Here is a 12,278-nt window from a genome sequence, read left to right as displayed (position 1 = left end):
ATATAATGACACAATGTAAACGCGATATGACTGATTAACGCATCATTCATTGGTAAGCACTCATGCCGTTTCAGCATTTCATATAGCCCATTCAGGCCGCGTATTATGTACAAAATATTCGCCACCTTAATCGGTAATAAGCGAAAACTTCTGTCAGCTATTCATATTATATTTTTTACGCTTTCCCGGTTAACATGCTGCGATTGAACTGGCAAACAGATAACGCCGGATAAAAAATCAAGAGAGTGAAGGATTCAAGCGATGTCTATTCAGTCAATGGCTGGAATTATCGATCAAATTCACTTTCAGGCCCGCCAACTATCGGACCTGAATAAAGCTGATCGTGCAGAGGGTGCGGCAGCAACCAATAATTCGCCGTTTTCCGATCTGCTGCTTAACAGTATCAACAGCATCAACCAGGCACAGAATGCGGCTAAAGATCAGTCTCAGAATTTTATGAAAGGCGCATCAGATATCGGGTTGAATGATGTTATGGTCTCGTTGCAGAAATCATCCATCACACTCAATCTGGGCATTCAGGTACGTAATAAAATTGCTAATGCCTATCAGGAAATTATGGGCATGTCATTATAATAAAAACGTGATGGCGGCTATTTCCCGCCAGCGAGCGCTTTCTCTTGCAGCCGGCCCGAATTCTTCGCCATCGGCACATCATTGCCGTCTTATCCGGCTTTTCCAGAAATTTAATGTGCGCATACCAAGCCGCCAGTTTACACCTGGCGGTATACGATGCCGCGGCCGGTTGAATATTTCGCCTGACTTATCGACTTAGAGGCTATCCCCATGCCTGACACAATGAATAAAAGTAAAGCCGCTCTCGCTGACCGGCATGCACAATGTAACCTTACCGATACAGAGTTAGATAAAATTATTAACTTAATCTATCAGCGAGCAGGCATTGTTATTACCCGCCAGCGTCGTGATATGGTTTATAACCGGCTCGCACCGCGTTTACGTTCGCTGGGAATTGACAGTTTCAGACGCTATTTAACGCTGCTTGAATCAACGCCTAATCATGATGAATGGCAATTATTTATCAACGCATTAACAACGAATCTGACCTCTTTTTTCCGCGAGGCGTATCACTTCCCGATTCTGGCGGAGCATGCACGCAGCAGCAGAAGCGGCGGTTATAACGTCTGGTGTACGGCGGCGTCGACTGGTGAAGAGCCGTATTCTCTCGCCATGACGCTGGACGAGGTGTTGGGAAGTAATTTTACCGGCCCGCGCATTCTGGCGACCGATATTGACACCCATGTTCTGACCAAAGCGAAGACCGGCACCTATCGGCTGAATGACATCAATAACCTGACGCAGGAACAGAAAAAAAAATATTTCCTGCGCAAGGTTACCGCCGATGGGCAGCAGCAGGTCAAAGTCAGAGACATTTTACAAAGAGATGTGCATTTTCAGCAGTTAAACCTGATCGCAGAAAAGTGGGAAATTCCTGCACCTTTCGACGCTATTTTTTGTCGGAATGTGATGATCTATTTCGACAAAGTTAATCAGAAACGGCTGTTAAACCGTTTCGCAAAACTGTTAAAGCCAGGTGGCCTGCTGTTTGTCGGTCATTCAGAGCATTTCAATAATATGGACAGCCCTTTCCGTCTGCAAGGTCAGTCGGTTTATTATCTGGCGAAGGATAAGGTATGAGCAAAATAAAGGTACTTTGTGTTGATGACTCAGCCCTGATTCGTACCATCATGACCAATATTGTTAACCAGCAACCCGATATGGAGATGGTGGCGACGGCGCTGGATCCGATTATCGCTCGCGATTTGATCAAACAGCATAACCCTGATGTGCTGACGCTGGATGTTGAAATGCCGCGCATGGATGGACTCGATTTCCTCGAACGCCTGATGCGCCTGAGACCAATGCCGGTGATCATGATCTCGTCACTCACCAGCAAAGGATCAGATATCACCCTGAGCGCGCTGGAATTAGGTGCCGTCGATTTTGTCACTAAACCGCAAATGGGTGTGCATGAAGGGATGTTGCAGTACGCGGAATTGATTGCAGAAAAAATTCGTGCCGCCGCGAAAGCGCATATCCGTCGAGGTCTGAATTCTGCGCAACGTCCCGGGATCATTAACACGCCGCTGGTTGGCAGCGAAAAGATTATCGCCATTGGTGCCTCAACCGGCGGTACCGAGGCGATTCGCCAGGTTCTGATGCCTATGCCCGCCTCCTGTCCCGGCATTGTGATTGCTCAACATATGCCGCCAGGGATCACGCGTTCCTTTGCTGAGCGGCTGGATAAAATATGCCAGATCTCGGTTAAAGAAGGCGAAGATGGTGAACGTGTACTGCCCGGCCACGCCTATATTGCACCCGGTGGCCGCCATATGGAGCTCTACCGCAGCGGTGCTAATTACCATATCCGTTTAAATGACCTGGCGCCGGTTAATCGCCACCGTCCTTCAGTGGATATGTTGTTGCAATCAGTCGCTAAAGCGGCTGGCAAAAACGCCGTCGGGGCGATCCTGACCGGCATGGGACATGACGGCGCAAGAGGACTGCTTGAATTACATCAGACCGGCGCCAAAACGCTGGCGCAGAGCGAAAAGACCTGCGTGATTTACGGTATGCCTCGTGAAGCTGTCGCCCTGAATGCGGTGAGTGAAATCGTCGATCTCGATCAGATTGCACACACCATTCTGAAAAACATCATTGGCCAGGCGCGCCGAATTTAGGCACGGATAACGTTCATATTCCGGGCTGCCGATTGTTATACACCACTGAGCCCCAGATAAAGGCACAATTAACAGGACCATTATATTATGGCTGATAAAAACTTACGTTTCCTCGTTGTCGACGATTTTGCCACCATGCGCCGTATTGTGCGTAATTTACTAAAAGACCTTGGCTTTAATAATGTCGAAGAAGCTGAGGATGGCCAGGATGCCCTGAATAAAATGCAGCAAACGGCGTTTGACTTTGTCATCAGCGACTGGAATATGCCCAATATTGACGGACTGCAACTCCTGACGCAAATCCGTAATACACCCGCCTGGAGCACAATGCCGGTATTAATGGTCACGGCTGAAGCTAAGAAAGAGAACATTATTGCTGCGGCACAGGCTGGTGCCAGTGGCTACGTTGTTAAACCTTTCACTGCCGCCATTCTGGAAGAAAAGTTAAATAAAATTTTCGAAAAAATTGGGTGGTAAGTAGTGGATAGTCAAGCAAGTAAGCCAGAGTCAGATAATTTTAAATCGATTTTTTCGCGCATCGGCCATTTAACCCGCCAGCTGCGTAACGGTATGTCCAGCCTTGGCCTTGATCGGGCCATTATGGATGCAGCCGAGGCGATACCGGATACCCGTGAGCGCCTTAATTATATTGTTAATAAAACCTCGCAGGCGGCAGACCGGGCATTAACCTGCGTTGAAGTAGCACGCCCGTTGCAGGACCAGTTAAATAGTCAGGCAAAGGCGCTGACCGGGCGCTGGGACGCCTGGTTTGAGGAGCCGGTTGAGCTGCCGATAGCTCGCGATCTGGTGAATGATACCCGGCATTTTCTGGATGATGTGCCGATGCTGGCCGATCAAACTAATGCGCAGCTGATGGAAATTATGATGGCGCAGGATTTCCAGGACCTGACCGGTCAGGTGATTCAACGGATGATGCATCTGATTGAAAATATTGAAAATGAATTGATTCAGGTGCTGATAGAAAACATGTCTGGTATGACACTGCCCGCCGCCATTGAACCGGAAAGTCTGAAAAATGGCCCACAGATTGACCAGTCGCAAGCTGGCGTGGTCGCCAGTCAGGATCAGGTGGATGATCTGCTTGCCGACCTGGGCTTTTAAGCAATGGTCAGCAAGCAACAGGGCCACTAAATCCGTTTATTTTGTCCTGACAGCCTGACGTCTGTCAGCCACTGAGCGTTGCGAAACCGGCAAGCCAGGTTGAGTCATGTCTGAAGAAAGTGATGTAGAAAAAACCGAAGAACCCACGCCCCAGCGACGCCAGAAAGCGCGTGAAGAGGGGCAGATTCCTCGTTCAAAAGAGCTGACATCTTTAATGATGTTACTGGCTGGCTGGTCATTGATTTTTGTCAGTGGCGAAAGAACCGCTGACCAGCTGGCGCAACTGCTGCATAACGGCCTGATGTTTGATCGTCTGCTGCTGACCGATATCACCAGCATGCTGCATAAGACCAGTGGATTAATATCGCTGATGTTAACCGCGTTATTACCGCTGCTGCTGGGGCTTTTTTTTGTAGCAGTCGCCTCATCAACTTTTATTGGCGGTCTGCACTTCAGCAAAACGTCGCTGAAAGTTGACCTTACACGCCTTTCACCGGGCGCGGGTTTGAAACGGCTGTTTTCTTTTCAGGTTATTTCTGAACTCGCCAAATGCCTGATGAAAAGCATGTTAGTGGGCTGCGCATTTATCTTATTTTTTATTAAGAATAAAAGTCATTTTATTCAGCTGGCTAATGAATCGCTGTCCGATTCACTGAGTGATGCTCACCGTCTGATCTCTCACTGTCTAATTATGGTGATTTGCGCACTTATTCCCATGATGGGCTACGACGTTTTTTATCAGTTAATGAGTTACATAAAAAAACTACGTATGACCCGCCAGGAGATCCGTGACGAATTCAAACAGAGTGAAGGAGATCCCCATGTAAAAAACCGCATCAGGCAACTGCGCCGCGCAATGGCGCATAACCGGATGATGGAAGATGTGCCCCAGGCGGATGTCATTGTGAATAACCCCACCCACTACTCCGTCGCGATCAGCTGGAAAGAGGGAAAAATGGCCGCACCGATGGTGCTGGCAAAAGGCGCGGGCGACATCGCCCTGCGTATCCGTGAACAAGGTCAGCAGCACAAAATTCCGATGTTGGAAGCACCCCCGCTGGCGCGTGCGCTTTATCGTCACTGTGATATTGGCGATCCGATCCCGGCAGAGCTTTATAGCGTGGTCGCTGAAATCCTCGCCTGGGTTTATAACCTGCGACGCTGGCGAAAAGCTGGCGGCAGTATGCCGAAAAAACCAGAAAATCTTTCAGTGCCTGCGGCGCTGGATTTTGCCCATGAGAGTCAGGAATGATGGCAAATTTAAGCACGAAACTACACCTGCCCAATTTTAAAGAGACACAGTGGCAAATACTGGCCGGACCGATTTTAATCATGATGATTCTGGCCATGATGGTGCTGCCGCTGCCTGCCTTTGTGCTTGATACGCTTTTCACCTTCAATATTGTGCTGTCACTGATGATATTGCTGGTCGCCATGTTTACCCAGAAAACGCTGGAATTTTCCTCGTTCCCGATTGTGTTGCTTTTTTCAACCCTGCTGCGGCTGGCACTGAACATCGCCTCTACCCGCATCATCCTGATGGAAGGCCACACCGGTGCCGGCGCCGCGGGCCAGGTAGTGGAAGCTTTTGGTCACTTCCTGGTGGGTGGAAACTTCGCTATCGGTATCGTGGTATTTGCCATTCTGATCATTATTAACTTTATGGTCATCACTAAAGGGGCAGGACGTATCGCCGAAGTAGGCGCTCGCTTCGTTCTAGACGGGATGCCAGGTAAGCAGATGGCGATTGATGCCGATCTCAACGCGGGCCTGATTGGTGAGGAAGAGGCGAAACGTCGCCGTACTGAGGTCACACAGGAATCTGACTTCTACGGCTCGATGGATGGTGCCAGTAAATTTGTGCGCGGCGATGCCATGGCCGGATTGATGATCATGGCGATCAATATCATCGGCGGCCTGATCATCGGTATCGTTCAGCATGATCTCTCTTTCAGTGATGCTGCACAAACCTATACCCTGCTGACCATTGGCGATGGCCTGGTCGCCCAGATCCCGGCATTGATTATCTCGACCGCCGCCGGCGTGATTGTGACCCGTGTTTCGAATGAGACCGATGTCGGCGAACAGATGGTTAGTCAGCTGTTCAACAGCCCACGGGTGATGATCCTTGCGGCGGGGGTTATCGGCCTGCTGGGGGTGATTCCGGGCATGCCCAACACCGTCTTCTTACTCTTTACCTGCGCCCTGCTCGGCCTGGCCTGGTGGCTGCGGGGTCAGCAGCTGAAACATCCCGGCGGAGTAAAAGGCACGGCGGCCAGCATTCAGAGCAGCGTCAGCGACGTGACGCAGGCACCAGAAGCGTCATGGTCCGATGTGGAAATGGAAGATGTGCTGGGGCTGGAGGTAGGCTACCGGCTTATTGCCATGGTGGATGATGCACAGGATGGCCAGCTGTTGATGCGCATCCGCGGAATTCGCAAAAAATTCGCGCAAAAGATGGGTTTTTTGCCGCCCGCCATCCATATCTGTGACAATCTGGATCTCAAACCTACTGCTTATCGCATCTTGCTAAAAGGCGTTGAGATTGGTAGCGGTGAAGTAAAACCTGAACGCTTAATGGCTATCGATCCAGGCTGTGCGGAAGGGGAACTTGAGGGCATCGCCGGGCTTGATCCCACCTTTAAATTACCGGCAGTCTGGATTGATGAAGTGCTGCGTGAACATGCGCAGATCATGGGCTACACGGTGGTGGATCCCGCGTCAGTGATTGCCACCCACCTGAATCATCTGATTGAAATGCACACCGATGAACTCTTCAGTCGCCAGGAGACACAACTGCTGCTGGAGCGCATCGCCCGCGATATGCCGAAACTGGTTGAGGATTTCATTCCCGGCACGTTGTCGCTTTCCCTGTTTCACAAAGTGCTACAGAACCTGCTGGCGGAACATATCTCGATTCGTGATATGCGCACTATTATCGATACCCTGGCCGAACAGGCCGATACCCAGCATGATGCCGATGAGCTCACCTCGCAGGTGCGTATCCGGCTGGGACGGGCGATTACCCATCAATGTTTCGGTAATGAGCCGGATATTCAGGTTATCGGGCTGGACCCTGCCCTTGAAGGGCTGTTGATTCAGGCGAAACTGAATGGCAGTCCGCTGGAGCCGGGCATTGCGGAGAAGATGATTGAGCAGACCGGACAGGCTATCAACCAGCAAAACGCCATGGGCATCGCGCCGGTTTTGCTGGTTAATCAGTCACTGAGGTTAATGCTTTCACGCTTTCTAAGACGGGTTTATCCACAGCTGGTGGTGCTGTCTAACCTTGAAATCAGTCACAACCGCACGGTTCACATGTCCTGTACCCTCGGTGGTCCACAATGAAACCGTGGTCAGGGCTGTTAATGCTGGGATGCATTGGGCTGAGTGCTGCGGCGAGCGCTGAAAGTGGCAGCTGGAGCGGGAGCAGCATCGGCGGTCGGGTGAGTGTCGGTCAGCAGATACTGGTCAGCCGCCCGATCGGCCCGGCGGCACCCTTGCCTGCCGCAGCGACCATCAGCACACTGGCCTGGCGGATTAGCCTGCTCAACCCGCCGCCGCCCGGCCTGCAGATTAAACTCTGCGCCCAGGCGGTCTGCTTTCCGCTGCAAGGCTTATCCGGCACGCTGCGTCTCAGCACTGCGCGTACGGCGAATGACGTTTTTCGTTTTATCTATTCAGTTAATCGCCGCGGGCCGCTGATGCCGGTCCTGCAGGTGGTGAATAATCAGCTCACTGTGAACTACCATTAAGTGAACCTGAAGATGACATTGACGCGACGCCGTCGCGTCGTGCATCAACCAAAGCGGCGAGGGATTTGCGCTGCATAATCCTGACATCCCGCTTTACCCTGCTGTAGCCTGACCATATTCTGTTCCAGCAGATGCACTCTGGCCCGCAACCGCCCGACGATCTCCGCCTGGTTTACCTGGATAGCTTGCAGTTGTTCGGCCATCGCCTGTTTTTCTTCCAGGATGGATGTCATTTGGTAAGCGTTCATTACCTGCTGTACGGCAGCAAGATAAAGCGGCGAGCTGGCAGAAACCGCTTCCCACTGCCCCTCTCTCAGCTGCTCCAGCAACCTCTGGCTCATCTGATCAAGAGTGACATTTTGCGTGTCAGTCATGCTTAATCTTCCTGAATCATCGGCAGTATTTCATCCCATACTGCCGCTATTTCGCTAATTAATTTGTCAGCTTCCAGCAGTTTAGTCACATCACTGTGGGTATTTGCCTGTAGCAGCAGCCGTGAAACATACTCATAGAGACGGTCAAGATCCGCTGCGATCTCCTTACCTTTTTCATGATCGAGTGAAGCGCGTAATCCATTATCGATAATGTTGATCGCTTTGCTGATCATTTCACCACGCTTCGCCACAATGCCTTTTTCAAAATAGATTTTTGCGCGCAGCAGCGCATTATGCGCCGCCTCAAACAGCATCGCGATCAGCTGGTGTGGCGTCGCACCCGCCAGCCGCATTTCAAGAGAAACCTGGTTATAAACCTGTGAACATTGCATTTTGTACATCGTAACATCCTGAAAATAAAACAGGGACGCGCCCTGTTTTATAAAAATATAAGCCGGACTTACGCCTTGGCAAACATGCTGGTCAGCGTATTACTCATATTGGTCATCTGGTTAAACAGTGCATCGGCGTTAGCATACTGACTTCTTAATAACTCCACTTTGGAGTCGATCAGCGCCTGAGTTTTAGTCACCTGATCAGCGACGTTCTTCAGTTGGGTATTGAGGTCATCGGTGGCTGACTTGATGATCCCGTCGGTTTTGGTATCACTGTCACCGAGGTATTTAGTAACGATAGTTCCCAGGGTGTTGGCCAGACCGGCGCTATCGCCGCTGCCCTGAAACACCTTGCTGATAGCGTCCGGGTCATCAGCGATTGCTTTATCCAGCTTGCTCTCATTCAGGGTCATCTGACCGCTCTGGGAATCGATTGTGATGCCCATATCAGACAGTGAACTGCTGCCATAGCTGTTATTGGCTGCGCTACGCAGGTTATTGACCAGGCCGCGTAGCGTCGAGTCACCCATCAGCGCGCCACTCTTCGCGGTATCCTTCCCGGTACTGCTGCTGGTGCCATCATCTTTACTGGGTGCGACATATTTGCTGTCGGCAGAGGTTTCCGATAACAGCGCATTATATTGCTTCACAAAATCCTGCAGCGTGGTTTTGATCGCGCTGGTATCGACTGTCAGGGTTAACTGTTCAGGCTCGCTATCTTTTGATTTCGCATTCAGGTTAAGGGTAACGCCGGTAATAATATCGCTAATGTTGTTGCTGGAGCGGGTGTATTCGATACCATCGACGCTGAGTTTAGCATCCTGAGCCGCAGAAACGAGGGTCATTTTATCCGCGTCGCTCCCCGCTTCATTGGACCCTTTTCCGCCTTTACTGGTGTTAAGGATACCGCTGAGTTTGTCATCACCCCCGTCAACACTGACCGACATTTCGCCGTCGGTACCGGTTTTTTTAGAGCTGATCATAAGCTGATATTGCCCGCTGCCATCACGCTGAACAGAGGCAGTGACGCTGCCCCCTTGATCGGTATTTTTCTTGTTAATGGCGCTGGCGATTTGGTTCAGTGAGGTTTCATCATCCTTCAACTCCACCTTCAGCGCTTTACCATCGCCCTGCGTAATGGTCACGGTGCGGGTGCCATCTTCGGTCGCGCTGCCAAGCTGCTTATCGGCGCTGTCAAAGGCATCCGTTTTCAGCTTGTGGGCGGTAGCCAGCTCCTCCACCGTTACCGCATGGGTGTCGGCACTGGCGCTGTCTGTGGCGGTTGCGGTAAACGCGGTATTCGTGCTCACTTTCATGGTGTTAAAGGCTTCACCATTGAGCTTTTTAACCGAGCCCTGCAGGGCGGTCATTAAGCTGCTGATGCTTCCCCATGCAGAGACTTTATTTTTACAGCTGGTCTGTAGGTTGGTGTAAGGGGTGAGACGCAACTGTTCGTTTTGCGCCATGCCGTTTAATAGATCGGTATAATCCCAGCCACCGACCCCCGCACTGGCTGTTGATGATATAGCCATGTTAATCTCCTGTAAATATAAAGAAATTTTCGCTTTCTTTTACTCTATAAAATATCGGCACCAGCCAGAAAAAATAAAGGCACAAGCTAGAATATGGCCACAAAAAATCTCCAGGGCCCGGCCAGCCGGTTTAAAGAGGATAAAAAAATGGATTATCTCTACTGACCGAAATAAGACCTTCTTTGTCAGTACTTCTGTCGTAGTATTATTTCAACGTAGCCTTGCGGTCGGTTTTCACTTTTCGCTTATCTATAGAGAGAGTCGTATCTTTACTGCCTGGTGACACCCTGGCAGTAAAAAAAATTTCAGAGAATTTTCACCACGCCGATATTTAATATTATGCGAAGTGAACACGCATAACTAAATTTAACAACTCTATTAGCGAAGGAAAATAACATGGCACAAGTCATTAACACCAATACCCTGAGTTTAATCGCGCAGAACAACCTGAATAAATCACAGTCAACCCTGGGCACGGCAATCCAGCGCCTTTCTTCAGGCCTGCGTATTAACAGCGCAAAAGATGACGCTGCCGGTCAGGCAATCAGCAACCGTTTCAGTGCAAAAATCAATGGTCTGACCCAGGCGGCCCGTAACGCTAACGACGGAACTTCAATTGCACAGACCACTGAAGGCGCGTTAAACGAAGTCAACGACAACCTGCAGAAAATCCGTACCCTGACCGTTCAGGCAAACAATGGTACCAACTCTGATTCCGACAAAAAATCCATCCAGGATGAGATTACCCAGCGCCTGGCTGAAATTGACCGCATCTCTGCACAGACCGAATTCAACGGTGTGAAAGTGCTGGCGTCCGATCAATCTATGAGCATTCAGGTGGGGGCCGATGATGGCCAGTCAATTACTATTGACCTGAAGAAAATGGATTCCGCGTCGCTGAATATGGATTCGTATGACGTATCAGACATTACTGGTGATGGCACCGATAAACTGCTGGCTAAGGTAGACGCCGCCCTGGGCACGGTCAGTACTCTGCGTTCCGGCTTGGGTGCGGTTCAGAACCGATTTGAGTCAGTAGTCAATAACCTTAACAACACCGTGGTTAACCTGACGGCATCACAATCACGTATTCAGGATGCCGATATGGCGACCGAAGTCTCGAATATGTCGAAAGGTAATATGTTGCAACAGGCAGGTACCGCAGTGCTGGCTCAGGCTAACTCGTCACCGCAGAATATTTTAACCCTGCTGCATTAATATTCTGAACCGCCCAGGCTTACCGGATCGATCAAAATAGTCTGGCGAGTCAGTAGCAAACCCTCTGCAAGGCCCGATGCATGTAGTCACCTCCATCGGGCTTTTTCTCCATTACGATTTGCTGATTCACCGACGCGTTAACGTCTACCCTGCCCCTTTTCCGCCCCATTGCACGTGACTTCACCTTTCTTTTCGCCCTTCACTTCAGCGCTGAAAGCGTACACCGCTATCGCCCGACATGCCCTCCGTTGCGGCTAGCTGGGGCTTAGCCGGGTCCGTCCTGTTTTGTCTGCGTTGCCAGCAAGTTGCTGTGCGGCGAATGCTTTGAGCTCTACAACCGCGCAGAACTCAGCCAACGCAGCTTGATTGGACCGTATTAGGTTTGTCGTCGCCTGCCACAACAGAACAGCCTGCGGCATGCGGCATGCGGCATGCGGGTAACCGTACCGCTATTGTATAGGGAGAGTCATGCGCGGCCGGTAGGGTCTGGCGTGCATGATTCGGTGGAGACGAGTGAACGGAAACGATCAGAGGAGAAGAGATCGACAGGGGCGCGCGCGAATCGGGATAGAAGCACGCGCCAGGCCGACACAAAATACGTGTCATGGCCTGGCGGTCAAAGCGGAGAGATTATTCGCAGGACGCGAGCGTACTGTTTTTTTCGACCAGCTCCATCTCTTCACTGTTTAATAGCTTTTCGATATTGACCAGAATCAGCATTTTGTCATCAATCGAGCCAAGCCCCTGCAGATATTCGGTCGAGAGCGTGACGGAAAACTCGGGTGCCGGACGAATTTGTTCAGCGATTAGTGACAATACGTCAGAGACACCATCGACAATGATTCCCACCACCCGGCTACCAAAATTAAGCACGATAACCACGGTGTGTTCATTAAATTCAGCAGAACTCAGACGGAATTTAACCCGCAGGTCGACTATCGGGACAATGACGCCGCGCAGATTGGTCACGCCAGCAATAAAATCGGGTGAGTTAGCAATACGGGTCACCCGTTCACAACTGCGGATCTCCTGAACTTTTAGAATATCAATGCCATACTCTTCATCCCCCAGTCTAAAGACCAGATATTCATGGGCAGCAATATCGCCAGCCGCTTTATTTTCCGAGCCAGATAAATTCATTTTTTCACCTTAAAAAAGCACGCTA

Annotated in this window: 13 protein-coding genes; 9 read left to right on the top strand and 4 right to left on the bottom strand. The window is 50.5% G+C overall.

The window, feature by feature from the left end; translation table 11 throughout:
* Positions 1-261: 261 nt before the first annotated feature.
* From fliE to WFO64_RS18820, 8 genes are all read left to right on the top strand, one after another.
* Positions 262-594 carry a flagellar hook-basal body complex protein FliE gene (gene fliE, locus WFO64_RS18855; protein ID WP_337013566.1) on the top strand — a complete coding sequence of 111 codons (333 nt, stop codon included), beginning with the start codon at positions 262-264 and terminating at the stop codon, positions 592-594.
* A 210-nt stretch (positions 595-804) separates the two neighbouring features.
* A complete protein-coding gene (locus WFO64_RS18850; RefSeq protein ID WP_337013565.1) occupies positions 805-1,674 on the top strand; it encodes a CheR family methyltransferase in 870 nt (289 codons plus the stop codon).
* Entirely contained in the window at positions 1,671-2,717 is a 1,047-nt protein-coding gene (locus WFO64_RS18845) for a protein-glutamate methylesterase/protein-glutamine glutaminase (RefSeq protein ID WP_337013564.1), read from the top strand. The genes WFO64_RS18850 and WFO64_RS18845 overlap by 4 nt, the downstream gene beginning before the upstream one ends.
* Before the next feature lie 87 nt (positions 2,718-2,804).
* Positions 2,805-3,194, top strand: coding sequence for a chemotaxis response regulator CheY (gene cheY / locus WFO64_RS18840; protein ID WP_337013563.1), 390 nt, complete (start codon positions 2,805-2,807; stop codon positions 3,192-3,194).
* A 3-nt stretch (positions 3,195-3,197) separates the two neighbouring features.
* Complete coding sequence (cheZ, locus tag WFO64_RS18835) at positions 3,198-3,839, top strand: protein phosphatase CheZ (RefSeq protein WP_337013562.1); 642 nt, start codon at positions 3,198-3,200, stop codon at positions 3,837-3,839.
* Between the two features lie 106 nt (positions 3,840-3,945).
* Positions 3,946-5,091 (top strand): flagellar biosynthesis protein FlhB, encoded by a 1,146-nt coding sequence (flhB, locus tag WFO64_RS18830; RefSeq protein WP_337013561.1) that lies wholly within the window; start codon positions 3,946-3,948, stop codon positions 5,089-5,091.
* The gene (flhA, locus tag WFO64_RS18825) at positions 5,091-7,187 is read left to right on the top strand and encodes a flagellar biosynthesis protein FlhA (protein WP_337013606.1); all 2,097 of its coding nucleotides are present in this window, start codon (positions 5,091-5,093) and stop codon (positions 7,185-7,187) included. Before flhB ends, flhA begins: the two co-directional genes overlap by 1 nt.
* A complete protein-coding gene (locus WFO64_RS18820; protein WP_337013560.1) occupies positions 7,184-7,594 on the top strand; it encodes a flagellar protein FlhE in 411 nt (136 codons plus the stop codon). The genes flhA and WFO64_RS18820 overlap by 4 nt, the downstream gene beginning before the upstream one ends.
* 44 nt (positions 7,595-7,638) lie before the next feature.
* On the opposite strand, the gene WFO64_RS18815 is transcribed toward WFO64_RS18820, so the two are convergent.
* From WFO64_RS18815 to fliD, 3 genes are read right to left on the bottom strand one after another with little or no spacing between them, the layout of a single operon-like run.
* Positions 7,639-7,968 carry a hypothetical protein gene (locus WFO64_RS18815; RefSeq protein WP_337013559.1) on the bottom strand — a complete coding sequence of 110 codons (330 nt, stop codon included), beginning with the start codon at positions 7,966-7,968 and terminating at the stop codon, positions 7,639-7,641.
* A 2-nt stretch (positions 7,969-7,970) separates the two neighbouring features.
* Positions 7,971-8,369, bottom strand: a complete 399-nt coding sequence (fliS, locus tag WFO64_RS18810; protein WP_337013558.1) for a flagellar export chaperone FliS — start codon at positions 8,367-8,369, stop codon at positions 7,971-7,973.
* Between the two features lie 59 nt (positions 8,370-8,428).
* Positions 8,429-9,895, bottom strand: coding sequence for a flagellar filament capping protein FliD (gene fliD, locus WFO64_RS18805; RefSeq protein ID WP_337013557.1), 1,467 nt, complete (start codon positions 9,893-9,895; stop codon positions 8,429-8,431).
* A gap of 396 nt (positions 9,896-10,291) precedes the next feature.
* On the opposite strand from fliD, the gene WFO64_RS18800 reads away from it, so the two are divergent.
* Positions 10,292-11,113, top strand: coding sequence for a flagellin N-terminal helical domain-containing protein (locus tag WFO64_RS18800; protein WP_337013556.1), 822 nt, complete (start codon positions 10,292-10,294; stop codon positions 11,111-11,113).
* Between the two features lie 630 nt (positions 11,114-11,743).
* Here the strand turns inward: WFO64_RS18800 and cheW are convergent.
* Entirely contained in the window at positions 11,744-12,253 is a 510-nt protein-coding gene (gene cheW / locus WFO64_RS18795; RefSeq protein ID WP_337013555.1) for a chemotaxis protein CheW, read from the bottom strand.
* Between the last annotated feature and the right edge of the window lie 25 nt (positions 12,254-12,278).

The organism is Pantoea sp. AS142 (assembly GCF_037152305.1).
Lineage (GTDB): Bacteria > Pseudomonadota > Gammaproteobacteria > Enterobacterales > Enterobacteriaceae > Pantoea.
Note: the sequence above shows the minus strand (reverse complement) of the source record. Positions and strands in the feature narration are given on the sequence as shown.

Excerpts from the sequence above, each read along its gene's own strand:
- fliE (WP_337013566.1), top strand. The coding sequence starts at position 262 with ATGTCTATTCAGTCAATGGCTGGAATTATCGATCAAATTCACTTTCAG.
- WFO64_RS18850 (WP_337013565.1), top strand. The coding sequence starts at position 805 with ATGCCTGACACAATGAATAAAAGTAAAGCCGCTCTCGCTGACCGGCAT.
- WFO64_RS18845 (WP_337013564.1), top strand. The coding sequence starts at position 1,671 with ATGAGCAAAATAAAGGTACTTTGTGTTGATGACTCAGCCCTGATTCGT.
- cheY (WP_337013563.1), top strand. The coding sequence starts at position 2,805 with ATGGCTGATAAAAACTTACGTTTCCTCGTTGTCGACGATTTTGCCACC.
- flhB (WP_337013561.1), top strand. The coding sequence starts at position 3,946 with ATGTCTGAAGAAAGTGATGTAGAAAAAACCGAAGAACCCACGCCCCAG.
- flhA (WP_337013606.1), top strand. The coding sequence starts at position 5,091 with ATGGCAAATTTAAGCACGAAACTACACCTGCCCAATTTTAAAGAGACA.
- WFO64_RS18820 (WP_337013560.1), top strand. The coding sequence starts at position 7,184 with ATGAAACCGTGGTCAGGGCTGTTAATGCTGGGATGCATTGGGCTGAGT.
- WFO64_RS18815 (WP_337013559.1), bottom strand. The coding sequence starts at position 7,968 with ATGACTGACACGCAAAATGTCACTCTTGATCAGATGAGCCAGAGGTTG.
- fliS (WP_337013558.1), bottom strand. The coding sequence starts at position 8,369 with ATGTACAAAATGCAATGTTCACAGGTTTATAACCAGGTTTCTCTTGAA.
- fliD (WP_337013557.1), bottom strand. The coding sequence starts at position 9,895 with ATGGCTATATCATCAACAGCCAGTGCGGGGGTCGGTGGCTGGGATTAT.
- WFO64_RS18800 (WP_337013556.1), top strand. The coding sequence starts at position 10,292 with ATGGCACAAGTCATTAACACCAATACCCTGAGTTTAATCGCGCAGAAC.
- cheW (WP_337013555.1), bottom strand. The coding sequence starts at position 12,253 with ATGAATTTATCTGGCTCGGAAAATAAAGCGGCTGGCGATATTGCTGCC.